This window comes from Luedemannella flava, from assembly GCF_039528515.1.
Lineage (GTDB): Bacteria > Actinomycetota > Actinomycetes > Mycobacteriales > Micromonosporaceae > Luedemannella > Luedemannella flava.
The window spans coordinates 1-25,428 of the sequence record NZ_BAAALT010000008.1 but is presented as its reverse complement, the minus strand read 5'-3'; the positions used below and the strand labels follow the sequence as shown (position 1 = coordinate 25,428).

At 71.8% G+C, this 25,428-nt stretch carries 23 protein-coding genes; 4 read left to right on the top strand and 19 right to left on the bottom strand.

The window, feature by feature from the left end; translation table 11 throughout:
* Positions 1-2 precede the first annotated feature (2 nt).
* The 13 genes from ABD211_RS02175 to guaA form a co-directional block, all read right to left on the bottom strand.
* Positions 3-953: a CDP-alcohol phosphatidyltransferase family protein gene (locus ABD211_RS02175; RefSeq protein WP_425560319.1), complete on the bottom strand. Its 951-nt coding sequence runs from the start codon at positions 951-953 to the stop codon at positions 3-5.
* Between the two features lie 252 nt (positions 954-1,205).
* Entirely contained in the window at positions 1,206-2,228 is a 1,023-nt protein-coding gene (locus ABD211_RS02170) for an NUDIX hydrolase (RefSeq protein WP_344125601.1), read from the bottom strand.
* A gap of 57 nt (positions 2,229-2,285) precedes the next feature.
* Entirely contained in the window at positions 2,286-3,218 is a 933-nt protein-coding gene (locus tag ABD211_RS02165; protein ID WP_344125599.1) for an NUDIX domain-containing protein, read from the bottom strand.
* 75 nt (positions 3,219-3,293) lie between these two features.
* Positions 3,294-4,217, bottom strand: coding sequence for a type II secretion system F family protein (locus tag ABD211_RS02160; RefSeq protein ID WP_344125597.1), 924 nt, complete (start codon positions 4,215-4,217; stop codon positions 3,294-3,296).
* Positions 4,218-4,230: 13 nt separating this feature from the next.
* On the bottom strand, positions 4,231-5,250 hold the full coding sequence (locus ABD211_RS02155) for a type II secretion system F family protein (RefSeq protein WP_344125595.1): 1,020 nt from the start codon (positions 5,248-5,250) through the stop codon (positions 4,231-4,233).
* A 21-nt stretch (positions 5,251-5,271) separates the two neighbouring features.
* A complete protein-coding gene (locus tag ABD211_RS02150; RefSeq protein ID WP_344125594.1) occupies positions 5,272-6,627 on the bottom strand; it encodes a TadA family conjugal transfer-associated ATPase in 1,356 nt (451 codons plus the stop codon).
* A gap of 8 nt (positions 6,628-6,635) precedes the next feature.
* On the bottom strand, positions 6,636-7,826 hold the full coding sequence (locus tag ABD211_RS02145) for a CpaE/TadZ family protein (RefSeq protein ID WP_344125592.1): 1,191 nt from the start codon (positions 7,824-7,826) through the stop codon (positions 6,636-6,638).
* A 35-nt stretch (positions 7,827-7,861) separates the two neighbouring features.
* Positions 7,862-8,638 carry a Flp pilus assembly protein CpaB gene (gene cpaB, locus ABD211_RS02140; RefSeq protein WP_344125590.1) on the bottom strand — a complete coding sequence of 259 codons (777 nt, stop codon included), beginning with the start codon at positions 8,636-8,638 and terminating at the stop codon, positions 7,862-7,864.
* Positions 8,639-8,677: 39 nt separating this feature from the next.
* Entirely contained in the window at positions 8,678-9,838 is a 1,161-nt protein-coding gene (locus ABD211_RS02135; protein WP_344125588.1) for a pilus assembly protein TadG-related protein, read from the bottom strand.
* A 23-nt stretch (positions 9,839-9,861) separates the two neighbouring features.
* Entirely contained in the window at positions 9,862-10,248 is a 387-nt protein-coding gene (locus ABD211_RS02130) for a TadE family protein (protein WP_344125586.1), read from the bottom strand.
* A gap of 209 nt (positions 10,249-10,457) precedes the next feature.
* Positions 10,458-10,658, bottom strand: a complete 201-nt coding sequence (locus tag ABD211_RS02125) for a Flp family type IVb pilin (RefSeq protein ID WP_344125584.1) — start codon at positions 10,656-10,658, stop codon at positions 10,458-10,460.
* A 205-nt stretch (positions 10,659-10,863) separates the two neighbouring features.
* The gene (locus ABD211_RS02120) at positions 10,864-11,679 is read right to left on the bottom strand and encodes a prepilin peptidase (RefSeq protein WP_344125582.1); all 816 of its coding nucleotides are present in this window, start codon (positions 11,677-11,679) and stop codon (positions 10,864-10,866) included.
* Positions 11,680-11,699: 20 nt separating this feature from the next.
* On the bottom strand, positions 11,700-13,253 hold the full coding sequence (gene guaA, locus ABD211_RS02115; protein WP_344125580.1) for a glutamine-hydrolyzing GMP synthase: 1,554 nt from the start codon (positions 13,251-13,253) through the stop codon (positions 11,700-11,702).
* 84 nt (positions 13,254-13,337) lie between these two features.
* On the opposite strand from guaA, the gene ABD211_RS02110 reads away from it, so the two are divergent.
* Positions 13,338-14,702: a hypothetical protein gene (locus ABD211_RS02110; protein ID WP_344125578.1), complete on the top strand. Its 1,365-nt coding sequence runs from the start codon at positions 13,338-13,340 to the stop codon at positions 14,700-14,702.
* Positions 14,703-14,785: 83 nt separating this feature from the next.
* A complete protein-coding gene (locus ABD211_RS02105) occupies positions 14,786-15,604 on the top strand; it encodes a TolB family protein (protein ID WP_344125576.1) in 819 nt (272 codons plus the stop codon).
* On the opposite strand, the gene ABD211_RS02100 is transcribed toward ABD211_RS02105, so the two are convergent.
* Genes ABD211_RS02100 through guaB form a run of 4 tightly spaced genes read right to left on the bottom strand, consistent with a single transcriptional unit; the run spans position 15,601 to position 21,420 of the window.
* Positions 15,601-17,301 (bottom strand): FAD-dependent oxidoreductase, encoded by a 1,701-nt coding sequence (locus ABD211_RS02100; protein WP_344125574.1) that lies wholly within the window; start codon positions 17,299-17,301, stop codon positions 15,601-15,603. The genes ABD211_RS02105 and ABD211_RS02100 overlap by 4 nt on opposite strands.
* Positions 17,302-17,335: 34 nt before the next feature.
* On the bottom strand, positions 17,336-18,790 hold the full coding sequence (locus tag ABD211_RS02095; protein ID WP_344125572.1) for a M1 family metallopeptidase: 1,455 nt from the start codon (positions 18,788-18,790) through the stop codon (positions 17,336-17,338).
* Positions 18,791-18,804: 14 nt separating this feature from the next.
* The gene (locus tag ABD211_RS02090) at positions 18,805-19,926 is read right to left on the bottom strand and encodes a GuaB3 family IMP dehydrogenase-related protein (RefSeq protein ID WP_344125570.1); all 1,122 of its coding nucleotides are present in this window, start codon (positions 19,924-19,926) and stop codon (positions 18,805-18,807) included.
* 12 nt (positions 19,927-19,938) lie between these two features.
* Entirely contained in the window at positions 19,939-21,420 is a 1,482-nt protein-coding gene (gene guaB, locus ABD211_RS02085; protein ID WP_344125568.1) for an IMP dehydrogenase, read from the bottom strand.
* 278 nt (positions 21,421-21,698) lie between these two features.
* Here guaB and ABD211_RS02080 point away from each other — a divergent pair, with 278 nt between their 5' ends.
* Positions 21,699-22,130: a DUF5319 domain-containing protein gene (locus ABD211_RS02080; RefSeq protein ID WP_344125566.1), complete on the top strand. Its 432-nt coding sequence runs from the start codon at positions 21,699-21,701 to the stop codon at positions 22,128-22,130.
* Between the two features lie 39 nt (positions 22,131-22,169).
* On the opposite strand, the gene ABD211_RS02075 is transcribed toward ABD211_RS02080, so the two are convergent.
* Positions 22,170-22,964, bottom strand: coding sequence for a LuxR C-terminal-related transcriptional regulator (locus tag ABD211_RS02075; protein ID WP_344125564.1), 795 nt, complete (start codon positions 22,962-22,964; stop codon positions 22,170-22,172).
* 185 nt (positions 22,965-23,149) lie between these two features.
* Here ABD211_RS02075 and ABD211_RS02070 point away from each other — a divergent pair, with 185 nt between their 5' ends.
* The gene (locus tag ABD211_RS02070; protein ID WP_344125561.1) at positions 23,150-23,596 is read left to right on the top strand and encodes a WhiB family transcriptional regulator; all 447 of its coding nucleotides are present in this window, start codon (positions 23,150-23,152) and stop codon (positions 23,594-23,596) included.
* On the opposite strand, the gene ABD211_RS02065 is transcribed toward ABD211_RS02070, so the two are convergent.
* Positions 23,597-25,132 (bottom strand): molybdopterin-dependent oxidoreductase, encoded by a 1,536-nt coding sequence (locus ABD211_RS02065; RefSeq protein ID WP_425560318.1) that lies wholly within the window; start codon positions 25,130-25,132, stop codon positions 23,597-23,599.
* Positions 25,133-25,428 lie beyond the last annotated feature (296 nt).

The window sequence follows — 25,428 nt, the reverse complement described above, 5'->3', positions numbered from 1 at the left end:
GTCTAGGCGATCGCGCGCCGGGTCTGGCGCTGGTGCAGCCAGATGAACGGGCCGCTGACCAGGTAGGCGAGCACCACGACGACGAACGTCACCGCCGGGTTCAGCAGCACGCCGACGAGGGGCAGCAGCCAGACCCAGATGGGCAGCCGGATCACGCGGGTCAGCTTCGCGTACGGGAACGAGCTGACCATCGCGAGCGCGGCGAGCGCCACGACCGCGACCCGGGCGCTGGCCGGCATGGCCGGGCTCAGCTGGGTCGCGAGCGCCAGCACGGCGGCGATCATGGTGGTCGGCACGCCGGTGAAGAACCGGCCGTCCTTCGGCGAGACGTTGAACCGGGCCAGGCGGATCGCGGCGCAGACCGCGACCAGCGCGCAGACCGGGGCGGCCGCGCCGACCGGCGCGCCGTTGGTGATCAGCCACTGGTAGACCACGATGCCGGTGGCCACGCCGAACGAGCTCAGGTCGGCCAGCGAGTCCATCTGCGCGCCGAACGGGCTGGCCACGTTGAACTTGCGGGCGAGGCCGCCGTCGCAGCCGTCGAAGGCCACGCAGCCGAGCAGCGCCACGGCGGCGAAGGTGATCTCACCGTTGATCGCCAGGAAGACCGCGACCATGCCGAGCACGAGGCTCGCCACGGTGCAGCCGTTCGCGATGGCGAACTTGAGCCGGCGCATGGGCGTCCGCTCGCCGGGCAGCAGCGGGATGCTGACCGGGACCGCGTCGTCGAGCGCCGCGTCCGGCCGGCCCAGAACGGGCGGCAGCGCGGGGCTGACGGGTGCGGTCGCGGCGGCCCGGCGGCCGAGCAGCGAGCGGAACTGGCGCTCGACGAGCACATCGGCCTCGGAGATCTGGGCGGTGACGCCGTCCTTGTCGCGGCGCCGACCGACCCGGCCGACGATGCCGCGTCCTTCGACGAGAACCTGTCGAGCGAGCGATCCGCTGCGGCGCAGGCGTCCCCACCGGCGGCCTGCGGGCCCGGGATTGTCCATGCTGCGTCGCCGACGGAACCTGGGTCTCGGCACGTTATCCCTCCAGTAGGACAGCCAAGTCCGGGTCCGCCCGGGTTGGCGTCCTACACAATCGCATACAGGAGGCGAGTTGGCGATGCCCGAACCCGGCAGTCTTTAGCCGCGAACGTATCGGAATCGGACTTATCGCCGCGAAGGTCGATTACGCTTCGCTATCTCCTGGTCACTCGCTGTCTATTGTCCCTCGCCGTGGTCGGCATTCCCAGCGCTGTGACCGGATGCACTCCCCCGGAGGTGGCCCGCGATCGACTCCTCGGCGATCTCCGTGAGCGGCAGGCGCAGCGCGTCGGACACGGAGAACCAACCCGCCTCCGCCGTCGAACCGCCCGGCGCCTCCGTCACGGCCGCCGCCGTCGGCTCGTCCACGACCACCCGGAACACCACCCGTACGCCGTGCCAGTCGATCGGCACGCCCTCCGGGCCCAGCGCCGGACCGTTGTAGCGGTGTGAGACCGCCAACAGGGCCGTCACCCGGCCGTGCTGGCCGGTCTCCTCGTACATCTCGCGCAGCAGGCCGGTCGCGGCGTCCTCGCCGTGGTCCGTGCCGCCGCCCGGCAGGTGCCAACGGCCGCCGCCCGGGTAGCCGGTCGCGATGCGGGACAGCAGCACCCGGCCGGCCGGGTCGGTGACCAGCCCGTACGCCGCGAAGCGCTGGAAGCGGCCCGGCACGCCGTCGGGGCCGGCGACGCCGGTGGCCGCTCTGGCCGGTGCGGTCGCCGCGTGGGCGGCGTCGATGCGCGCGGCCACGGCCTGCGCGGCGTCGCGGGCGGCGGCGGACCAGACCTCATCCGGGGCCACCCCGAGGGCTGCGGCCACGAACGGCAGCAGGGGCAGGGTCGCCAACTCCTCCGGCTCGAACCAGGCCGCCGCGTCCGTAGAGCCGGCCAGTTCGTCGCGCAGGTCGCCGGCGACGACGTCGACGTCGAAGATCAACCGGTCGTGGTGCACGAGCGCGCCCCGCCGGTCGACAACCAGGTCGTGGCGCACGTCGCGCGGCCTCCGTACGCGCACCCGCAGGCCGGTCTCCTCCTCGACCTCGCGGACCACCGCGGCGGCGGGGTTCTCGCCGTGCTCGATGCCGCCGCCCGGCAGGATCCACCGGCCCGGCTCGGTCGACCGGGTGGACAGGCGCACCAGCAGCACCCGGCCCTCCGGGTCCAGACAGACCCCGTACGCCCCGATCCGCCGCCGTCGCACCCGCGCCACCCCCTCGGTCAGGCCCCGTCGCCGGGACCCTCCGATGATGCCACCGTCTCAGCCCAGCGGTGCCCGCGCGAGCGCCTCCTCGGTCACCTCGGTCAGCGGGAGGCCGGTGAGCTGCTGCGGGTCGAACCAGCGGGCCTCGGCCGTCGAGCCGCCGACGTCGTGGACGGTCGGCGACGTCGGCGCGTCCACCATGACCCGGTAGAACGCGCGCACGCCGTGCCAGTCGATGGGGTAGCCCTCGGGGCCGAGCGACGCCGCGTCGCGGTGGCTCGCGACGCCGAGCAGGTCGAGCAGGCGCCCCTGCTGACCGGTCTCCTCCACGAGCTCGCGGATGAGGGCCGGGCCTGGCTGCTCGCCGTAGTCGGTGCCGCCGCCGGGCAGGTGCCAGCGGCCGGCGCCCGGGTAACCGTCGGCGATGCGGGTCAGCAGCACGCGGTTGGTCGGGTCGGTGACCAGTCCGTACGCCGCGAAGCGCTGGGTGCGGTGCAGGCCGTCGGGGCCGGGCACCGCGTAGAAGGAGGGCAGATCGGGCGTCTCGTCCGGGGCGGCGTCGCCCGCCGGCAGGGCCAGCCCGAGGGCGGCGGCGGTGAAGGGACGCAGGGGCATCGCGACGAGCTCGTCGCGGTGGACCCAGCGGGCCAGGTCGGTCGGCTGGTTGACCCGCTCGCGCAGCGCCCCGCCGCGCAGCGTGACCGCGTAGATGAGCCGGTCGGTGTGCAGCGCGATGCCGGGCAGCGTGCGCAGGTCGGCGACCACGTCGAGGAGCCGGTCGACGCTCACGGAGAGCCCGGTCTCGGCGGCCGTCTCGCGGACGACGGTGTCGTAGGGGTGCTCGCCGTGGTCGACGGCGCCGCCCGGGAGTGACCACGCGCCGGGGGTGCCTGACGTGACCGAGGCTCGGACCAACAACACTCGGTCGTCGGAATCAGGACATATGCCGTAGGCGGCAATCCTCCGCAACGGCTCGGTCGCGCCGGTCACCCGAAGAATTCTGCCCGGTTTCCGCCCTGGTGAGCAGCCGACTGTCAGATCAGTGACATCCCCTTACGGATGGCGTCAGATCAGTGAGAGGCCGTTGATGATGTTGATGACGCCCGGCCCGATCACCACGATGAACAGCGACGGGAACAGACAGAAGATCAGCGGGAAGAGGATCTTCACGGGAATCTTCTGGGCGATCTCCTCGGCGCGCTGCCGACGCCGCACGCGCATCTCCTTGGCCTGCTCCCGCAGCACCGTCGCGATCGGCACGCCGAGCTCGCTCGCCTGGACGACCACCGAGCAGAAGGTACGCAGCTCCGTCACCCGGGTGCGCGGCGCCAGCGCGCGCATCGCCTCGACCCGGGACAGGCCGATCTGCATCTCCTGCAGCGACCGGGCGAACTCGCCGACCAGCGGGCCCCGGCCGTAGCGGGCGACCTGCGCCAGCGCGGCGTCGAAGCCGAGGCCGGCCTCGACGCTGACGGTCAGGATGTCCAGCACGTCCGGCATGGACTGGCGGATCATCTCCTGCCGGTTGTAGCCCATCTGGTAGATGATCAGATCGGGCACGTAGTAGCCCACGACGCTGCCGGCCAGGCCGCCGAGGATCGCCCCGACCAGACCGTTGAGCACGAGGCCGGCCAGCGCGCCGATGACGCCGAGGCCGAGCAGGCTCAGGCCCTTGAGGCTGAAGATCCGGTCAACGGTCCAGAACGGCGGATTGCCGGCGTAGTTGAGCCAACGACGGAGGCGGTTGAGCGTGCCGCCGGGGGTCAGCTGACGACCGATCCGGGTGACCCGGCCGGACATCGGCGCCACCACGCGGTTGCTGAAGCCGTCGTCCTGCGGCGCCGCCGTCGTGCCGCCCGCCGCGTACACCTCGCTGATCGCGTGGAGACCGCGCGAGACGCCGCCCCGGCGCCCGCCGGACGTGGCCAGGGATACCACCAGGATGGTCAGGCCGATGAACAGCGCGAGGCCGCCGGCAACCAGAACCATGGAGCCCATCGCGTCAGACCTCGACCTTCACCACACGCACGATCCAGAAGATGCCGGCGACCAGCAGTGTCACACCGACCAGCAGCATCACGACGCCGAGCGGGTCGGTGAACAGCGGCATGAGGTAGTCGCGGCGGGTGAGGAACATGAAGACGGCCAGCACGATCGGCAGGCCGATGAGGACGTACGCCGAGAGCCGGCCCTCGGCGGAGAGGCTGCGCACGTGCCGACGCAGCCGACCGCGCTCGCGCATCGTCTCCACGGCCGTCTGCAGCACCTCGGCGAGGTTGCCACCGACCTCGCGCTGGATCCGCACCGCCATGAGAGCCCAGGTCAGGTCCCGGTTGCCGGTGCGGGCCGCGACCCGTTCCAGGGCGTCGGCAAGGTCGCCACCCAGCCGGTACTCCGTAAGGGCCCGGCCGAACTCCTGCGACAGCGGCTCGGGCGTCTCGCGCACCAGCGAGTCCAGCGCCTGCGGCAGCGAGAAGCCCGACCGCAGCGAGCCGACCACCAACTGCAGGCCCTCGGGCAACTGCTCGGCGAAGAGCTCCCCTCGCCGGCTGACGCGGATCGACTGGTAGAGCATCGGAATGAGCGCGCCGAGCACCATGCCGAGCACCATGCCGATCCAGCCCACCAGGAACAGGCCGAGCACCGCGCCGCCGATGACGCTCAGCCCGCGGACCAGCACCCACTCGTGCGGGCGCAGACCCATGCCGGCGCGCTCCAGCTTGAGCGCGATGCCGGCCTCGTTGCCGCCGACGCGGACGAGCTCCTGCGCCGCCTTGAGCGCGGTACGCGACAGCGCGTTGCCGTCGTCGTCCTGGGTCTGCGTCGGCGTGGGCAGCGTGCGGGCAGGGCCGAACTGCGCGATCTGCTTGATCCGCTCGTGTCGGCGCGACCTCGGCCAGATGAGCGCGATCACCAGCAGAATCAGCGCCACGAAGACGACGGCGCCGGCGACGAGCGCCGCCCACCGGGGCGGCGCCGGGATCGACAGCTGTTCGGTCAGCGCGGGCAGGGAGATGTCCATGGGTGCGTGTTGATCCTGTCGTCAGGCGGCCGCGCCGCCGCCGAAGACCTCCGGCCCGACGGTGACGCCGACCTCGGCCAGCCGCTCCAGGAACTGGGGACGCACCCCGGTCGGGCGCAGCTGACCACGGAACCGGCCGAACTCGTCGGTGCCGGCGCGGAAGTCGAAGACGAAGATGTCCTGGAGGGTGACGATGTCGCCCTCCATGCCGAGCACCTCGGTGATGTGGGTGATCCGCCGGGTGCCGTCCTTGAGCCGGGTCTGGTGGACGATGATGTCGACCGCCGCGGAGATCTGCTCGCGGATGGCCCGCATCGGCAGGTCCATGCCGGCCATCAGCACCATCGTCTCGATGCGGGCGAGCGAGTCGCGGGGCGAGTTGGCGTGCACGGTGGCCAGCGAGCCGTCGTGGCCGGTGTTCATGGCCTGCAGCATGTCGAGGGCGGCACCGTCCCGGACCTCACCGACCACGATGCGGTCGGGGCGCATACGCAGGGCGTTGCGGACGAGGTCGCGGACCGTGACCTGGCCCCGGCCCTCGATGTTCGCCGGCCGGGACTCCAGCCGCAGCACGTGGTCCTGGCGCAGCTGGAGCTCGGCCGCGTCCTCGATCGTGACGATGCGCTCGTCGTCCGGGAGGAACTGCGACATGACGTTGAGGGTCGTGGTCTTGCCGGTGCCCGTACCGCCGGTGATGAGAATGTCGAGGCGGCCCCGCACGCACGCGTCGAGCAACGCGGCGACCTGTGGCGTGAGCGTGCCGAAGCCGATCAGATCGTCGATCGTGTACGGGTCGGCGGAGAACTTCCGGATGGTCAGCGCCGCGCCGTCGAGCGCGATGGGCGGCACGACCGCGTTGACACGGCTGCCGTCGGGCAGGCGGGCGTCCACCATCGGGCTCGACTCGTCGACGCGCCGACCGACCCGGGCGACGATCTTGTCGATGATGCGGCGCAGGTGGTCCTCGTCGACGAAGGCGGCGTCCACGGGCACGATGTGGCCGAACCGCTCGACGTAGATCTTGTCGGGGCCGTTGACCATGATTTCGGAGATGTCCGGGTCGCGCAGCAGCGGCTCCAGCGGGCCGTGCCCGAGGATCTCGTCGCAGATCTCCGAGGCGATCCGGCTGCGGTCGGCCGACGTGAGGGGCGTCTCCTCCCGGGCGAGGACGGCCTGCAGCGTCTCCTTCACCCGGTACTCCAGGACCTCCAGCGACCGCTCGTTGTAGAGCTGCGGGCCGAGGATCTCCTGCAGTTCCTGGTGGACGCGGCGCCGGATCTCGGCGAGCGGCCCGGTCGTGCGCGACGCTGTGCCGCGCGGCCGCTCGGCCGCCTCGACCACCACCTTCCGCTGCGCAAGGCGATCAGCAAGGCTCATGCTTCAGGTCATCTCCCTCGACCGAGGAGGCCGCGCAGGCCACCGGCGCGGGACGGCTCGGCCGGCCCGCTCGGGTTGGTCAGGCGACCGAGGGCGAACTCGCGGATCGACTTGCTCACGGGATGCTGCGGACTGTCGACCATGATCGGTACGCCCCGGTTGATGGAGACGGGCACGTCACGGCTCGACGGGATGTGGGCGCTGACGCTCGCGCGCGTGGCCCGTTCGATGTCGCTCGCTGAGAGCCCGACCTTCGCGTCGGACCGGTTGAGCACCACGAGCCGGTTCTCCTTGGGCAGGTCGAGCAGGTCGAACGTGTCCAGGGTGATGCGCAGGTTCTTCAGGGCCGGCATGTCCGGCGTCGTCAGCAGGACGTGCACGTGCGACGCGTCGAGCGCCGCCAGCACGTGGTCGGTGAAGGCCGGCGGGGTGTCGATGACGAGATAGTCGAACATGCCGCGGAGCAGGCCGAGCACCTCGACGACCAGGCCCTGGGTGATCCGCTCCGCCTCGGCCGGCCCGGCCGGGGCGAGCAGCGTGTCCAGGCCCGGGCTGTGCGGGGTGAGCAGCGCGCGCAGCGACACCTCTTCGAGCTGGTCACCGAGGGCGACCGCGTCCGCGATGCTGCGCTCGGGCACGAGCTGCAACATGATGGCGACGTCACCGAAGGCCAGATCCAGGTCGACGAGGCAGACCCGGCGCGCACCACCGGCGGCCAGCGCCGCCGCGATGTTGGTCGCCATCGTGGTCTTGCCGCACCCGCCCTTGGCGGCGAACACGGTGATGACCTTCGCGTCCCGCCCGCCGAACCCGGCGCCGCCGATGCGCCGCCCGGTGGTGGGGGCCATCTGCCGCGAGATCTCCATCGACCGGGCGCACGCCGCGAGCAGCGCGGCCGGGTCGTTGGTGGGCACGACCTCGCGCACGCCGGCGCGGATCGCCTCGCCGAGCAGACCCACGTCGACCCGGTGCCGGATGAGCACGACGCCCAGGGCGGGCCGGCTGAGCCGGTAGTCGGCGGCGATCGCCAGCGCGTCGCCGAGCTCAACGCCCGGGCCCAGGATGACGAGCTGCTCACCCGGGTACTCCGCGAGGAGGCGCGCGAGGTCCGCCGGCGCCACGGCGACGTGGACGTCGCTGCCGAGGAGCACCGCGAACTGTTGCGCCTCGCGCCTGTGCGGCTCGAACAGGACCGTCATGCCACCTTCTCCGTCCCTACCTGCGTCGCCGAGGCCTAGCGGAAGATCGGCGCCGAGCCGGCACCGGCGTCCCGATTGTCCACCCCGGCGCCTGCTTTGACGTCGGTTGAGTCACCGAGCAGACCAAGATAGAGGCTACCCACGCTGAGCCCCTCAATGAGCCGCTCGGCCTCAGCCTGGTTGACCGCGACGGTGATGAGCAGCGCACCGTCGCCCTCGCCGCCGCCACCGGTCGCCGCCTGCCCCGAGTTGCTCCCGCGCGGGGTGTACGTGCCGACGGCCAGCACCTCGACCTTCGGCAACAGCACCCGGGTACGGGTGAGCCCGACGGCCTCGCTGTCGCCGGCCGCCACCTTGTACGTCAGGAAGATGCTCACCTCCGAGCCCGGCTGCACGTAGCCGGCGACCTGCTCGGGCGCGCCCGTCTCCACCGTCACCGCGAGCTGCCCGCTGGGCAGCGCGAGTCCACTGTTGAGCTGGCTCTGCTGGCCGAAGTTCGCCGCCATCAGCACCTGGCCGGCCGCCACATTGGACGTGAGGACCAGCTTCGCCTGCTCCGGCCCGATCTGGCTGAGCGCGTCGGAGGGCACCGCGCCCTTCGGCATCTTCTCGAAACGCACGAGCTTGCGCGCGTTGATCTGGTCACCGGACGTGCCCGCCGGGATCGCCTGGGTCGCGACCGCCACCGTCACCGGGTTCGTGATGCGGTCCTGCGCGCGGGTGTCGGCGCTGAACGCGTAGTACAGCACCGCCGCGGTGCCGAAGGCCGCGAGGACGATCGAGACGGCGATCGCGAGGAGACGACGAGTCATGTGAGGAAGTCCTGATCTAGGTCGTGACGTGCGGACATGCTAGCCGGTGAGGGTGACGCTGCGAGTACGCCCGCCGCCGCTGGTGCTCGCGATGAGGGCGGTGGTTACCTGCCCGACGATGCATTCGTCGCCAGGCGGGCAGGCGTAGTCGGGTGCGGGTGGTTGCCAGGGGAAGTTGGGCACCCAGTTGGGCGCCCGGTCGAATGGCGCGGCCCCGCCCCGGTAGCCGAAGACGTAGAACTCCACGTACCCGATGACGTGGTACTCGGCGCTCGGGCCCGTGCCCTTCATCCCGTCGTACACCGGCAGGCGGATCCGGTCGTGGCCGAGCCAGGCGTCGTGCAGCAGGTTGGTGCAGGCCGGCGACCAGCGGGGACCGGTGTCGGCGGAACCGCCGACGAGCGTGGTCAGGCAACGACTGTTGGACGCGAACCAGGCGAAGTCCGGCGGCTCGTTCCAGCCGGTCGGGGGCCCGTCCGCACAGTCCTCCCGGTGGTCACCCGATGGCGGCGGCGGATTGCTGCTGCCGTAGTCGAACTGCCCGCTCGTGTCGAAGACGTCCATCTTCGCGATCTCGGGAGTGGTGGCGAACCCACCGTTGGCGCTGGCCCAGCTGTACATGCAGAAGGAGATGCCGAAGCCCAGGAAGCCGGTGGTGGTGGTCTGCCAGGACGCGCGCGCGCAGGCGCCGACCGACGTGCCGCCAACGCCGATGCCGCTGGAGAACACGGGCGGCAGCAGGGTCTGCCCGCTGCCGCGCAACGTGCCGACGTACACCTCGACGTACCAGTCCGTGGAGCCGGACGGCCGGTTGCCGACGCACCGCGTCAGGTTCGACGGCGGGGGGTACGAGTTGCAGGACGGCAGCGCGCCGCGCCGGTCCCGGCCGCAGACGTGCAGCACCTCCGTCGTGCCGTCGTCCGCGTTGGCGTTCGCCCACTGCCGGGCCAGCGGCAGGACGCCAGGATCGTTGAACTGGTCGCACGCCGTCCGGCGGCGGGCGCAGGCGTTGCCTACGGCGAGCGCCGCCGAGTCGGCGCCGCTCTGCAGTTGCTGCCGCTCGACGTACAGGGTGCCCACGTCGACAGCCAGCGCGGCGAAGCCCAGCAGCGCGCCGCTCGCGAGCAGGATGAGCACCGTCACCGCCACCGCGCCCCGGTCGCGGCGGCCCAGCCTGCGCGACAGCCAGCCGATCAGCACCGGCGGACGGGACGGGCCTGACGTCAACGGATGCACGGACTCACCGATTCGGAGGTCAGCGTCATCGTGCTGCTCGAGCCGATGAGCGCGCCGATCGGGGTGACGAACGTGAAGTCGTAACTGACCCGCACGCGCGCGGCGACGCGGGTCGCGTCGTCGGCGCACGACTCGACGGTGGGGTTGAGCGTCCCGAGCGAGCCGTTGGCCGCGTCGCGGGTCCACTTGACACCGTTGGCGTAACTGCTGACGGCGGCGGCCCGGGCGCCCTCACGGGCAGCCTGGGTAAGGGTGATCTTCGCGTTGAGCATCCGCCCGAAGTCGATGATCCCGAAAACCAGAATCAGAAGTACGGGCAACACAAGCGCGAACTCGACTGCGGCGGCCCCCCGGTCGCGCCGTCTGTGCACCATCGTCAGACCCACCTCGGAACGTGTCGCCCTATGCCGGATGTCCGCGGCGAACGGCACATCGCCCCACGTCACGGCAGGTCACCGCGCGCGCGACGATCACTATGCCGGGCCCGATAGCACACCCGCAATCGGGCACCTGACAGGAGAACAGGGGACAGAGAGGCCGCGCCGACGAGATCGACTCTCATCGGCGCGGCCACGCCGATGGATCAGCAGTTGGCGCTGGGCGCGTTCTTGGCGACACACTGCTGCACGGTGTTGAACCGGTCGCTCAGGGTGTCACCGAGCAGGTACACCGCGCCCGCGATCACGACGGCGATGAGCGCGACGAGCAGGCCGTACTCGACCGCGGACGCGCCCTTGTCGCGGCGCGCGATCGGGGTGCGCAGCCTAGCCTGAAGCTTCTTCACAGGACTTCTCCAATGTCGTGCAACCGCCCGAGCGGCGACCCGGGCGACCGCGCGTCGCGCGGAACCTGACGACGGTCCCGCATTCGTCCACAGCGTCGCTGTCAGGTAGCCGACTATTGGCCCTGGGTCGCTCACCTCGTCTTTAACCACCGATCAGCAGGTTTGAGCAGCCATTCGGCTGACTCGATCGCAAGGCGGTGAGGACTCATCCGACGAGCAACGCCATGACCAGCGCACCGACGAGCATGAATGGGCCGTGTGGCAACTCATCCTTGCGGCCGACCCGCCGCACGGCCATTAGGACCAGCGCGGCAAGACCCCCGAGAAGGATGCCGAGCGCCGTGCCGTACACGGCGACCACCCAACCGGCCCAGCCGAGCGCCGTTCCGGTGCTCAGTCCGAGCTTCACGTCGCCCAGTCCCATGCCGGCCGGCGAGATGAGCACGAGGACAAAATAGAACGCGCAGACGCCCAGGCCGGACAGGAACGCGACGCCGAGCCGCCCCGGTTCGCCCGCCACGAGCGCCGCGATGGCGAGCAGCGCCAAGAGGCCGACGTACGTGGGCAGCGTCAGCGGATCCGGCAGTCGGTGCACGGCGACGTCGACGAAGGTCAGCGCGACGCCCGCCAGCGCGAACCAGCACAGCGCGGCGAGCGTCCACGGTTCCGCGATCCGCCAGGCCAGCAGGCCACACACCGTGCCCGCCATGATTTCGACCAGCCACGGTGCGGGCCCGATCCGCGCGGCACAGCCAGGGCACCGCCCGGTCGGGGCGAGCGGCCCGGCCACACCGCGCCACCGGGCGCCGGGCAGCGCGCGCTGGCACCCGGGGCAGTCCCGACGCCACGCCGGCGGCTCATACGCGTCGGGCTGGCCCGGGTCGGCGTCGGCATGGGCCGCCGCCGCAACCGGCTCCGGTTCGCTGACGTGCGGCACCGAGTACCGCACGATCAACCCTCGCAGCACCGGCCCCGTGGCGGCGGCGAGCAGCGCGACGCAGGCGACGACGACAGCGGACACCCGGGCAGCCTACGGCCCGGTCACTCCCATTCGATGGTGCCCGGCGGCTTGCTCGTCACGTCGAGCACGACGCGGTTGACGCCCGGCACCTCGTTGGTGATGCGGTTCGAGATGCGCGCGATGAGGTCGTGCGGCAGCCGCGACCAGTCGGCGGTCATCGCGTCGTCGCTGGACACGGGCCGCAACACGACCGGGTGGCCGTAGGTGCGCCCGTCGCCCTGCACGCCGACCGACCGCACGTCGGCCAGCAGCACGACGGGGAACTGCCACACGTCGCGGTCGAGGCCGGACGCGGTCAGCTCCTCGCGGGCGATGTGGTCGGCCTGGCGCAGCAGGTCGAGCCGGTCGCGGGTGACCTCGCCGATGATCCGGATGGCCAGGCCGGGGCCCGGGAACGGGTGCCGCCACACGATCGCGTCCGGCAGCCCGAGCTGCGAGCCGACGGTGCGGACCTCGTCCTTGAAGAGCGTGCGCAGCGGCTCGACCAACGTGAACGCCAGGTCGTCGGGGAGGCCACCCACGTTGTGGTGCGACTTGATGTTCGCCGTGCCGGTGCCGCCGCCGGACTCGACCACGTCCGGGTACAGCGTGCCCTGCACGAGGAACTCGACGTGGCTCTCCGACTCCAGCTCGCGCGCGGCCTGCTCGAAGACCCGGATGAACTCCCGGCCAATGATCTTGCGCTTGGTCTCGGGGTCCGTGACCCCGGCCAGCGCGCCGAGGAACCGGTCGGCCGCGTCGACGACCTTGAGGTTGATGCCGGTCGCCGCCACGTAGTCCTTCTCGACCTGCTCGGCCTCGCCCGCGCGCAGCAGCCCGTGGTCGACGAAGACACAGGTCAGCTGGTCGCCGACGGCCTTGTGCACCAGGGCGGCGGCCACCGCCGAGTCGACCCCGCCGGACAGCCCGCAGATCACCCGCCCGCCGCCGACCTTGGCCCGGATCGCCGCGACCTGCTCGTCGATGATGTTGTCGCTGGTCCAGGCAGGCGCGATGCCGGCGACCTCATGCAGAAACCGCTCGAGTACGGCCTGGCCGTAGGGCGTGTGCGCGACCTCGGGGTGGAACTGCACCCCGGCCCGGCGGGTCGCCAGGTCCTCGAAGGCGGCGACCGGCGCGCCGGCCGTACTGGCCGTCACCGCGAACCCGGCCGGGGCGGCCGTGACGCTGTCGCCGTGGCTCATCCACACCCGCTGCTCGCCGGGGAGCCCGCCGAAGAGCGTGCTCGACTCGGGCGACGCGGTCAGCTCGGTGCGCCCGTACTCCCGCAGTCCGGTGTGGCTGACCGTGCCGCCGAGGACCTGGGCCATCGCCTGGAAGCCGTAGCAGATGCCGAACACCGGCACGTCGCTGTCGAAGAGGGCGGCGTCGATCTGGGGCGCGCCCGGCTCGTACACGCTCGACGGCCCGCCCGACAGGATCACGGCCGCCGGCTGCTTCGCCAGCATCTCGGCGGCCGGCATCGTGTGCGGCACGATCTCCGAATAGACCTTGGCCTCACGCACCCGCCGCGCGATCAGCTGGGCGTACTGGGCGCCGAAGTCAACAACAAGAACCGGCCGCGGAATGCTCATGCGCATGAGCCTACCGAGGCCTGCCGGCGCCTCCTCCGGTGGCGTGACATCATGGCAGCCCTCGACGACCGGGCAGGAGGGGACATGACGGACAGGGTCCGCTGGCTCCTGGCCTGGCTCGCCCTGGCGCCGTCCGCCGCGATCTCCGCCGGCAAGCTCGTCGACTCCGACCCGTGGTGGCAGATCCGGACCGGACAGCTGATCTGGGACACCGGACGCCTGCCAGCCGCGGACCCGTTCTCCTGGACCGTCCCTGGCCGCCCCTGGGTGCTGAACTCGTGGGGCTACGACGTGCTCCTGGCCGGCGCCCACCACCTCGGTGGGATGGCCGGTGCCGCGCTGCTCGGCGCGGTGTTCGCCTGGCTGGCGCTGGGCGCCATGCTGCTGCTGGCCCGCGCCTGGGCAGCCCCGCCGGCGGCGGTGGTTGTGGTGCTGGTTGCCGGGACTGTCCTTTTCATTCCCTGGTTCAGTTCACGTCCCCATCTGGTGGACTACGCGGCAGTGCCGCTGCTGATCCTGCTCGTGGGACTCGTTCTCAACCGTGCACGGTCCGCGCTCGCCGGCCTGGTCGGCGTGGTCGCCCTCCAGGTGGTCTGGGTCAACCTCCACGCCGCCGCGACCCTCGGCGTCCTCATCGTCGCCATCCTCTGCGCCGCGGACGCCGTCACCGCCGGTCGGCGGTCACCCGCCTGGTGGCGCTACGCGGGCCTGGCCGCCGCGAGCGTGGTCGGCGCCGTCGTCAACCCCTACGGTCTGGACGTGTTCACGCAGGCCTCGCGGGTGCGCGACGCGTCCGCGACCATCAAGGAGTGGGCCCCGATGACCCTGTCGAACTGGCAGGACGTCGCCATGCTCGTGGTCGCCGCGGCCGCCGTCGCGGTGGCGATCGTCCGCCGGTGGTGGGGACCGGCGCTCATCGTCATCGCCTTGGCGGTCGCCGGCGCCACGATGGTCCGGTTCCTGCCCATCACCGGCGCGGTGGCACTGCCCCTCGTCGCTTCTGCCGCCGGTCTGCCGGCCGTGGCGGCCGTCCTGGAACGACGGCGACGCTGGCTGATCGCGGTGGTCTCTGTGGCTGTCGCGGCGATGCTCGCACCAGCCGGGGCGGCGCTGGCTCAACCCGGGCGCTCGGCCTACGGCACGGAGCTCACGGCGGCGCTGCCTTCCGGCTGCAAGCTGTTCAACTCCTACGTGCTGGGCGGAATGGTGATCCTCGCGCGGCCCGACGTGCCGGTGAGCCTGGACTCCCGGAGCGACCTCTACGGCGCCGCACTCATCACGGAGCTGAGCAGCCTGTCGGTCGACGACATCGTCGCCCGTGGCGTCACCTGTGTCCTGGTGCGATCCACCGACTCCCGGGTCGCGGGCCTGCGCACCGACCCACGCTGGCGCCTCGCCGTCGAGGACAAGGCCGCCGTCGTCTTCCTCCGCGCCTCGCCCCGACTATGAGCAAACCTTGGACCCTCGACCGCGAGACGCCCGAGCGGCCGGTGGCACGCGCTGCGCTTGCGGCGCGTGCCACCAGCGCGGGCGTGGAGCGGATCTTGCTCCTGGACGCTGACACCGGCCGCTTTGCAGCCTTCGCGGGCGTTCCTTCGGACGGCATCCTGCGTCCGCTTGCGCTGTCGCACGACGGCCGGTACTTGCTGTTCTCTGTTCTCGAGGACGGCGGCCGGACCATGCTGCTTGTCCTTCACCGCTTGGCAGACGGCCACAATCGCCGCCTCTACAGGCCCGACGGCTACTTCGACGTCCTTGCGGCAGTTGCTCCCGATGGGCGAACCGTCGCGACGCTGAGCGACGACGATGATGAGGTCGTCTGTATCGATCTTGTGGACCTCGAAGCCCTGACCCGGCGGCGCGCTTGGTCGGGCGCTGGAGGAGCTTCGCTGAACGAGGCTGTTATCGCGTGGTCGCCCAGCGGCGACATGGTCGCAGCCACCTACTACCTCACGCATATCGATGGCGTGGCTACGGTGATCGTAAACGTTCGTTCCGGCGCTGTCCTGCGTCACTACGAGCGCCGAGCCATAGTGGGCTGTACGAACGGCTCATGGGTCGACGACCACCACGTGATCCTTGTCGATGAGCCGAGCGAGGAGTTTTCCCCGCCCGCAGATCTCGTGGATGTCCGTGACGGATCCACGCGGCGTCTCCACTCTCAGGATCGGTGGAGGAATTCGTTGGCAATTGTCGACGGCCGGTTCCTGTCCCAGATGTACGGCAGCAGCGACCTGTATCTCACCGATCTCGATGGCAATGACGCCGAGTTGCTCCTGACGGTCGCGGCCGGCCTCGACTTGCTCGACATCGCTCCCGAGGCACTCGCACGACTCGACACGGGGCCTTAATCACGAGGGCGTCGTAGCGCTGCGGGTGCGCCTGCCGGGACCGCCTCGCTGCGCGGCGCTACGGGCGCGACCGGTCTATACGCCTCGCCCAGCGGCGGGCGTGGGTCGGCCTCGCCCACGTTCGGCCAGAACGACATCGCCCGCTCGGCCAGCGCCGCGATCGTCAAAGACGGGTTCACACCGAGGTTCGCCGGCACCGCCGCACCGTCGACGACGTGCAACCCCGGATGCCCGAACACCCGGTGGTACCCGTCCACGACGCCGGACGCCGGGGACGCGCCGATCGCCGCACCGCCCAGGATGTGCGCCGTGACCGGCATCGAGAGGATCTCCGTGACCGAGCCGCCCGGCACCCCGTCGATCTCCTCGGCGAGCAGCCGGGCCGCCCTGTTACCGGCCGGGATCCAGTCCGGGCTCGGGGCCCCGTGCCCCGGCGTGGCCCGGAGCTTCAACCGGCCCACCAGGTTCCGCCGCTGCACCAGGGTCAGCGAGTTGTCGAGGGTCTGCATGACCAGCGCGACGACCGTCCGCTGCGACCAGCCGCGCACCGACAGGGTGCGGGCCGCGGTGACCGGGTGCCGCAGCAGGGTCGCGAGCCAACGCCGGGCCCGCCGCGGGCCGCCGTCGGTCAGCACCGTCTGCAGCAGGGCCATCGCGTTGGAGCCGCGGCCGTAGCGGACCGACTCGATGTGGGTGTCCGCGTCCGGGTGGATCGAGCTGGTGATCGCGACGCCCTCGGTGAAGTCGAGGCCGCGTTTGCGGGCCGCGCGGGTCGGCACGGACGCGCCCAGCACGGCCTCCGAGTTGGTCCGGGTCAGCGCCCCGACCCGGTCCGACAACGACGGCAGCGCGCCGGTGGCCCGCATCCGGTGCAGCAGCCGCTGCGTCCCGAGCGTCCCGGCCGCGAAGATCACCTGAGTGGCTCGCAGCTCGCGACGCCGCCGGCGCAGTAGAGACCCGGAACGAACCGTTGTGACGGCGTACTCCCCAGATCCGAGCGGGACCACCGCGGTGGCCGAGGTGTCCGCGATGATCTCCACCCCTGCACGTTCGGCGAGGTAGAGGTAGTTCTTGACCAGGGTGTTCTTGGCGTTGTGGCGGCACCCGGTCATGCACGAGCCGCAGTGCTGGCAGCCAGCCCGGGAAGGCCCGACCCCACCGAAATACGGGTCCGGCACCGTGACACCCGGCGACCCCAGGTGCACACCGACCGGGGTGAGCTGAAACGACGACGAGACGCCCAGGCGCCGCGCCACGGACAGCAGCGCGTCGTCGGCCGGCGTCATCCGGGGGTAGCGGGTCACGCCCAGCATCCGCGACGCCTGGTCGTAGTGCGGGGCCAGCTCGGTCGCCCAGTCGGTGATCGAGGCCCACTGAGGGTCGGCGAAGACCTCGGCGGGCGGCTCGTAGAGCGTGTTGGCGTAGACGAGGCTGCCGCCGCCGACGCCGGCCCCGGACAGCACGAGGACCCCGCCGGCGCCGCGCCGGCCGCGGATGAAGTCCATCCGCTGGATGCCTCGGCAGCCGAGGGCGGGCGCCCACAGGAACCGGCGCAGCCGCCACGACGTGCGGGGCAGTTCGTGGTCGGCGAAGCGGCGACCAGCCTCCACCACGGCGACCCGGTAGCCCTTCTCCGCGAGGCGCAGCGCGGCCACGCTGCCGCCGAACCCCGAACCGATGATCACCACGTCGTACACGCTGGGAATTGTTGCGCGCGGGTGAATCCCCTGGCTAGGGCTTCGGCGGCTTGGTCGTGCCGTAGGCCCAGGCCTGGAACAGGTCGTCGAGCTGCTTGCCGGAGATCTTCTCGGCGTACGCGATGAAGTCAGCCGTACTGACGTTGCCGTCCCGGTGCTCGACCGGCCAGCCCGTCAGGATCCGGTCGAACGCGGCGTCGCCGATCGCCTCCTTGAGGGCGTACAGGGTCATCGCGCCCCGGTCGTAGACCGAGTCGCTGAACAGGTGCTCGCGGCCCGGGTTGGCCGGCGGGATGGTCCACACCTCCGGCTCGGCCGAGTCGTACGCGTTGTTGAACGAGGTCGCGAGCGGCCGACGGTACTCCTTCTCGGCCCACAGCCAGCCGGCGTAGGTCGCGAAGCTCTCGTTGAGCCAGATGTCGCGCCAGTCGCGCACCGACACGCTGTCGCCGTACCACTGGTGGGCCAGCTCGTGCGCGATCACCGTCACGGGCGGCTTGGGCCCCACGAAGAACGACGACACGTACACGGGTCGGGTCTGGTTCTCCAGCGCGAACCGCATGTCCGTGTCGTCGTGCACGATCCCGCCGACCGTGTCGAACGGGTACGGCCCGAACTTCGTCTCCAGGAAATCAAGGATCTCGGGGGTACGGTCGATGGCGTCGCTGACCGTGTCCGGCAGACCGGTCGCCACAGCGATGATCACGGGCATGCCGTCGTGCGTGCCGGAGCGCACCTCATAGTCGCCGATCACGGCCGTGGCCAGGTACGTCGCCATGGGCGAGTGGGTCTCCCAGCGCCACGTCGTGTGCCCGTCGTGCTTGACCTTGCCCACCAGCACACCGTTGCTCAGCGCCGCGAGGTCGCCGGGCACGGTCAGGCTGATGTCGTAGGTGGCCTTGTCGGAGGGGTGGTCGTTGCACGGGAACCAGGACGCCGCGCCCTCCGGCTGCCCCAGCGCGAGCGCCCCCTCGTCGTGCTGGACGAAGCCCTCCCCGCCGGACAGGCCCGGCTCCCGGTACGCCGTCGGCGCCCCGGAGTACTCGATGACGGTGGTGAACGCAGCGCCCGCGGCAAGCGGGGCGGCCGGGGTCACGGTGAGCTCGTCCCCGGCCCGGGACACGGTCGCCGGCTGGCCGGCCACGGTCGCGGAGGCGACGATGAGGCCGTGCAGGTCCAGGTTGAAGCGGGACAACGCGACCAGCGCCGTCGCCTCGATCGACGCGCGGGCGGTGATCCGATGCCCGGCGGGGTCGTAGGTGAGGCCCAGGTCGTAGTGGGCGACGTCGTACCCGCCGTTGCCGGCGCCCGGGTAGTAGGGATCGCCCAGGCCGGGCGCGCCGACCCCGGGCGCCACCGTCACCGCGGCGCCGAGGGTGGGCGGCTGCCAGACCGGCAGCGGCTCAGCGGCGCCGCAGCCGGCGAGCACGACGGTGACGCCCGCTACGGTCGCCCAGCGCCGCCAACCACCCGTCCCCGTCGATCCCACCCGCACCGTCCGGCTCAACGGTCGAGGACCAACCCGACCTTCTGGAACTCCTTGAGATCACGGTAGCCGCACTTGGCCATCGCGCGGCGCAGGCCGCCGAACAGGTTCAACGAGCCGTCGGGGTCGTTCGACGGGCCGTAGAGCAGCTGCTGCAGCGAGCCGAGCGGCTCGTCGGCCAGCCCGTACAGGCCGCGGGGCAGATCGGGGTGGCTCGCCGCCGAGTGCCACCAGGCGCCGCCGGCCGGGGCGCCCTCGGCCCGGGTCAGCGCGTCGCCGAGCATGACGGCGTCCGCGCCGCAGCCCAGCGCCTTGGCGATGTCGCCGGAGGTGTCGATGCCGCCGTCGGCGATGAGGTGTACGTACCGGCCACCGGTCTCGTCGAGGTAGTCGCGGCGGGCCGCGGCCGCGTCGGCGATCGCGGTGGCCATCGGGACGCGGATGCCCAGCACCCGGTCGGTGGTGGCCAGCTCGTCGGCGCCCACGCCCACGATGACGCCGGCCGCGCCGGTGCGCATGAGGTGCAGCGCCGTCTTGTAGTCCGTGCAGCCGCCCGCGATGACCGGCAGGTCCAGGTCGGCGATGAACTCCTTCAGGTTGAGCGGCTCGTCGGTCGTCGAGACGTGCTCCGCCGAGACGATCGTGCCCTGGATGACGAGGATGTCCACGCCCGCGTCGAGGATCACCGGGGCGAGCGCGAGGGTGTGCTGCGGGGACACCCGCACCGCCACCGTCACGCCGCCGTCGCGGATGACCTTGACGCGCTCGGCGATCAGCTCCGGCTTGATCGGCTCCGCGTACGCCTCCTGGAGGCGGCGGGTCGCCGCGATGCCGTCGTCGTCGAGCCGGGACAGCTCCTCCAGCAGCTTGGACGGGTCCTCGTACCGGCACCACAGGCCCTCGACGTTGAGCACGCCGAGGCCGCCGAGCCGGCCCAGCGCCACGGCGGTGTCGGGGCTCATCGTGGCGTCGCTCGGGTGCGCGACGCACGGGATGTCGAACCGGTACGCGTCCAACTGCCACGCCGTGGAGACGTCGTTGACGTCGCGGGTGCGACGGCTGGGCACGATCGCCACGTCGTCCAGGTGGTAACCCCGCTGCGCGGTCTTGCCCAGGCCGATCTCGACGACATCTCGCACGGCGGCTGCTCCTTAACGGGTGTGGTAGTTCGGGGCTTCGACGGTCATCTGGATGTCGTGCGGGTGGCTCTCCTTGAGCCCCGCCGCGGTGATGCGGACCAGCTGGCCCCGGTTGTGCATGTCGGCGATGGTCTCCGCGCCCACGTAGCCCATGGCCAGGCGCAGGCCGCCGATGAGCTGGTGGGCCACCTGCGACAGCGGGCCCCGGTACGGTACCTGACCTTCGATGCCCTCGGGGACGAGCTTCTCCTCGGCCACGTCGTCCTGGAAGTACCGGTCCTTCGAGTACGACCGGCCCTGGCCCCGGGACTGCATCGCGCCGAGCGAACCCATGCCGCGGTACGACTTGAACTGCTTGCCGTTCATGAAAATGACCTCGCCGGGGCTCTCCTCGGAGCCCGCCAGCAGGCCACCCAGCATGACGGAGTGCGCGCCCGCGACGATCGCCTTGGCGATGTCGCCCGAGTACTGGATGCCGCCGTCGGCGATGACCGGCACGCCGGCCGGCCGGCAGGCCCGGGCCGCCTCCATGATCGCGGTGATCTGGGGCACGCCCACGCCGGCCACGATGCGGGTGGTGCAGATGGCGCCGGGGCCCACGCCGACCTTGACCGCGTCGGCGCCCGCCTCGACCAGCGCGGCGGCGCCCGCGAACGTGGCCACGTTGCCGCCGATCACGTCGATGACGGTGTCCTTCTTGAGCCGGGACACCATCTCCAGGACGGCCCGCTGATGGCCGTGCGCGGTGTCCACGATCACGATGTCCACGCCGGCGTCGACCAGGGCGCGGGCCCGCTTGTAGGAGTCCTCGCCCACGCCGACCGCCGCGGCGACCCGCAACCGGCCCTGGGAGTCCTTGCTGGCGTTGGGGAACTGCTCACTCTTGGTGAAGTCCTTCACCGTGATCAGCCCGCGCAGGCGCCCGCCGTCGTCGACGAGCGGCAGCTTCTCGATCTTGTGCTGGCGCAGCAGGCCGAGAGCCTCGTCCTTGCTGACCCCGACGGGCGCGGTGACCAGCGGCATCCGGGTCATGATCTCGTGGACCGGGCGGCTGTTGTCGGTCTCGAAGCGCATGTCCCGGTTGGTGACGATGCCGACCAGCACGCCGTCGGCGTCGGTCACGGGCACGCCGGAGATCCGGTAGCGGGCGCAGAGGGCGTCCACGTCGCGCAGCGTGTCCTCGGGACCGCAGGTGACCGGGTTGGTGACCATGCCCGCCTCGGACCGCTTGACCTGGTCGACCTGGAGGGCCTGGTCCTCGATCGAGAGGTTGCGGTGCAGGACGCCGATGCCACCCTGACGGGCCATGGCGATCGCCATGCGCGCCTCGGTCACGGTGTCCATCGGGCTCGACACGATGGGCATCGCGATGTCGACACTGCGGGTGAGTTTGGTCGCCGTGTTGACCCGGCTGGGCACGATGTCGGACTCGGCGGGCTGGAGGAGGACGTCGTCGTAGGTGAGGCCGAGCGGCAGCGGCTGGGACAGATCCATGGCGAGTAAACCCCGATCGATTGGCCCGGCACCGCCGGCACCGGTCCCCCGGGGCTGCGATGTCCGGATTCGTCAGCACGGCTTTGCGGGATGCGCCCCCCGCACGTTGCCGATTCATCGTAGCCCGTCACGCGATCAAGCCCGTCGCCGCACGGCGCGCGCGTGGCGCACGTCGCCCTCCCGGGGGTCCGGCACCGGGTCGGACCCCCGGTGCGAACCGCGCCGGGACGCGGGCCGCCCGCCCGGCGGGGCGGCGGCACGGGCGATACCGTGGAGGCGTGCATGACGAGCCGCTCGATCCGTTCCGCGACGATCCCGAGGACCCGTCGGCGGATCTTGAAGAGGGAGACGAGTCTCTCGATCCGTTGACGGACGATGAACGCCGTGACGTCCAGGAGGATCTGTCCGACCTGAAGATCTACGAGGCGCTGCTGCAGCCGGCCGGCGTCCGTGGGCTCGTCATCGACTGCGAGGACTGCCGGGAGCCGCACTACTTCGACTGGGCGCTGCTGCGGGCAAACCTGCGCCACCTGCTCGAGTCGGGCCGCCCGCGCGTGCACGAGCCGGCCTTCGACCCGGACCCGGACCACTACGTGACCTGGGACTACGCCCGCGGGTACGCGGACGGCGTGCACGATTCGATGCTCACCGACGACGACCTCGACGACGAGGACACCGAGGACGACGACACGCCGCCCGCCCCCGCCTGACCCCCGGACACGCGGGGGCCACGCGGCGGGCGGTGGGACTCAGGTGACCATGCCGGCCCGGAAGGCCGCCGCCACCGCGTGGGCCCGGTCGCGGGCGCCGAGCTTGCGGAACAGGCGCCGGGCGTGTGTCTTGACCGTGTCCTCGGAGACGTAGAGCTCCCGACCGATCTCCGCGTTGCTCTTGCCGTCGGCCATCCGGCGCAGCACCTGCAGCTCCCGCTCGGTGAGCGCGAGCCGCCGCTGCGGGCCGGCGTTGCCCCCCGCGCCCGCCCCGAAGGCCGGCCCCTGATTGGGCGTGCCGGGCGCGCCCGCCTGGTAGCCGGCCCCCGACGCGTTCACCGCCCCCGGAACGGGCACGGCCCCGGCGCGCCCGGCTCCCCCGCCGCCGGGAGCGCCGGGCTGGCCCGTCCCCGCCTGTTGCGCCGGCACGGCGTCGAACCGCTGCTGCTGCGGCACGGCCGGCTTGGTCGGTTGGACCAGCAGCATGAACCCCTTGGTCACCGACGTGATGAGGTCGTCGCGCTCACCTCTGACGAACCCGCGCGCGCCGGCCACCACCGCGGCCTGCGCCACCGTGGGCTCCTCCGGCCCGACGAGTACGACGATGGCGCCGGGGGCGCGCTCGCGCACCAGTCGGGTGAATCCGACCGTGTCCGGCCTGGTCAGCGCGGTGTCGGCGAAGACAATGTCGGCCGGCTGTTCGGTCAGCCGGGCCAACGCCTCCGGACCGCTGAGCGCGGTGCGGATCGCCGCACCGAGCCCGAGCCGGGTCGCGCAGTTGGCAATGGTCTGCGCGGCCACCGTTGTGCGGACGCAAACGAGGACTGATCGCACGTGCACTCCTTATCTCTCCCCGGGAGGAAGGAGAACATGAGGAGCACTGATCATTCTCCGGTTTGCGGTAGATGCCTGTCCGTAGTCACGCGATAACGCACAACCAGTCCGGTTTCATCTTCACCCGGATCGGGGTACGGTCCACTGTGTTGTGCGCCCGGCGGTCCGCGCGGGAGGCGAACCGAATGTCGAATGTGACCAGATTGCCCGGCCCTATCGCCGAGGTGTGGGACTGGCAGCGTAACGGCGCTTGCCGTGGGCGCGACAGCGCCCAGTTCTTTCACCCGGACGGTGAACGCGGCGCGTCACGCGCGCGGCGGGAGAACGCGGCGAAAGCCGTGTGCGGCTCCTGTCCGGTGCGCGCCGAATGCGCGGCGCACGCCCTGGCCGCCAAGGAACCGTACGGCGTGTGGGGCGGCTTCACCGAGACCGAGCGGATCCGACTGCTCGCGTCGGGGTGGGAGGACGCCGCCGAACGCGGCCGCTACCGCGTCGACGTGCGCCGCCTGGAGGCGCGTCTCGGCCTGCCCACCCGTGTCATGTCCACCGCGCCACCCGGGGTCATCGCCGCGCAGCGTCGCCGGCCCGGCCGCCGGCCGTCGCTGGGCCGCGTGCCGGTGACGGTGCGCTGATCAGGCCACCGTCACCTTGACGGTGTGGTACCCGGTCGCGCCGTCGGGAATCGGCGGCGTGGTCTGCTCTACCTGCGGCGTGCCGGCATTGTCGCTGGCCCGCACCTGCAGCTTGTACGTCCCGGGGGTGGCCTGCCACTCCCAACGCCACTGCCGCCACGTGTCGATGGAGACCGTCGCGGCCAGGGTCGCCTTCTGCCAGGCGCCGCCGTCCACGCGTACCTCCACTGTGGAAATTCCGCGGCGCTGCGCCCACGCGACTCCGGCGACCACGACGGTCCCGGCCGCGACCTCGCGGCCGTGGCTCGGCGTGTCGATCCGCGACTGCGTCTTGATCGGCGCCTCGCGCGCCCACCCGCGCGGGATCCAGTAGGCGTCGAAGTCGGCGAAGCTGGTCAGCTCCAGCTCGGCCAGCCACTTCGTGGCGGACACATAGCCGTACAGCCCCGGCACGACCAGCCGCGCGGGGAAGCCGTGGTCGATCGGCAGCGGGCTGCCGTTCATCCCGACCGCGATCATCGCGTCGCGGCCGTCCAGCAGCGCCGCGGTGGGCGAGCCGGCGGTGAACCCGTCGACGGACCGGCTGACCACCTGATCGGCTCCCGCCTGCGGCGCCGCCTCCAGCAACAGGTCCTTCAGGAGTACGCCCTGCCAGCGCGCGTTTCCGATGAGGTCGCCGCCGACGGGGTTGGACACGCAGGACAGCGTCACGTACCGCTCGATCATGGGGCGGGCGAGCAGCTGCTCCCAGGTGAGCGTCATCGGGTTGTCGACCCGGCCGTGGATGCGCAGCTTCCAGTTGGCGGGGTCGACGCGCGGCACCACCAGGGCGGTGTCGATGCGGTAGAACGAGCGGTTGCTCGTCACGTACGGGCTGAGTCCCGGGACGTTGAGGTTGGCCTCCACCGGCGCGGTCGCGCCCGGGTCCCCCGCGGCGGGCAGCACGACCTTCTCGCGCGCGTCGCTGACGCTCAACAGCACGCTGAGCCACCGGCCACCCACCCCGGCCGCCAGCCCGACGACGGACGCCAGGCCGACGCCGCGCAGGAACCGGCGCCGCCCGTGCGCCTCCTCCTCGGCCGCCCCGCTGTCCACCGAGACCCGGCTACGCTCGGCCAGCAGCCAGGTGAGCGCGAACATCCCGACGACGCCGCCGACCAGCGAGGGCAGCGCGGCCGTTGGTCCGACGTCGTGGCGGGTCAGCGCGGCGCCCACGCCGATCGCGGTGAACAGGCCGAGGCCGGCGTACCCCACCCAGCGCCACCGGGCGGCGAGCACGCCGATGACCGCGGCGAACGCCGCGAGCAGCACCGACGTGCCGACGAGCAGGGCCACCTTGTCGTACGTGCCGAACCAGCGGATGGCCAGCTCCTTGCCGGCCTCGGGCACATGGTCGACGACCCACCCACCGACGGCGACGAGCGGCGCCGTACGCGGCCCGGTGAGCACCGCGACCAGCTCCGCAACCCCGATCGCCACCCCGGCGGCGACGACACCCGCCAGCGCCCCGTCCCGCTTAGTCCGCGCCACGCCCACCAGTCTGTCCCTCCCGGCCCCACCCGCCAACGCCCACAAGGCGCGACCGCCCCGCCACGAAGGCCCACGCCCAACTCGCCCGCCCGGTTCAACCCCAGCATCCACCGCGATCCGCCCCGCCTACCACCAACCGCCGCTCGCCGCCGCTCCCGCCGCCCACTGCGCACCGCTCGGCGCCCCGAATCTTGGGGCCAACAGGCCCCCAAGATTCACCGCACCCCAACCGCCCCAGCCCCACCCATTGCCGATCTTGGGACGAAAGTGCCGCCAGGGCAACGTTTTCGTCCCAAGATCCG

What these genes read in the sequence shown, in the direction of transcription:
- ABD211_RS02160 (WP_344125597.1), bottom strand. Translation starts at nt 4,217, where the DNA reads ATGGTTCTGGTTGCCGGCGGCCTCGCGCTGTTCATCGGCCTGACCATC.
- ABD211_RS02155 (WP_344125595.1), bottom strand. Translation starts at nt 5,250, where the DNA reads ATGGACATCTCCCTGCCCGCGCTGACCGAACAGCTGTCGATCCCGGCG.
- ABD211_RS02150 (WP_344125594.1), bottom strand. Translation starts at nt 6,627, where the DNA reads ATGAGCCTTGCTGATCGCCTTGCGCAGCGGAAGGTGGTGGTCGAGGCG.
- ABD211_RS02145 (WP_344125592.1), bottom strand. Translation starts at nt 7,826, where the DNA reads ATGACGGTCCTGTTCGAGCCGCACAGGCGCGAGGCGCAACAGTTCGCG.
- cpaB (WP_344125590.1), bottom strand. Translation starts at nt 8,638, where the DNA reads ATGACTCGTCGTCTCCTCGCGATCGCCGTCTCGATCGTCCTCGCGGCC.
- ABD211_RS02130 (WP_344125586.1), bottom strand. Translation starts at nt 10,248, where the DNA reads ATGGTGCACAGACGGCGCGACCGGGGGGCCGCCGCAGTCGAGTTCGCG.
- guaA (WP_344125580.1), bottom strand. Translation starts at nt 13,253, where the DNA reads ATGAGCATTCCGCGGCCGGTTCTTGTTGTTGACTTCGGCGCCCAGTAC.
- ABD211_RS02110 (WP_344125578.1), top strand. Translation starts at nt 13,338, where the DNA reads ATGACGGACAGGGTCCGCTGGCTCCTGGCCTGGCTCGCCCTGGCGCCG.
- guaB (WP_344125568.1), bottom strand. Translation starts at nt 21,420, where the DNA reads ATGGATCTGTCCCAGCCGCTGCCGCTCGGCCTCACCTACGACGACGTC.
- ABD211_RS02070 (WP_344125561.1), top strand. Translation starts at nt 23,150, where the DNA reads ATGTCGAATGTGACCAGATTGCCCGGCCCTATCGCCGAGGTGTGGGAC.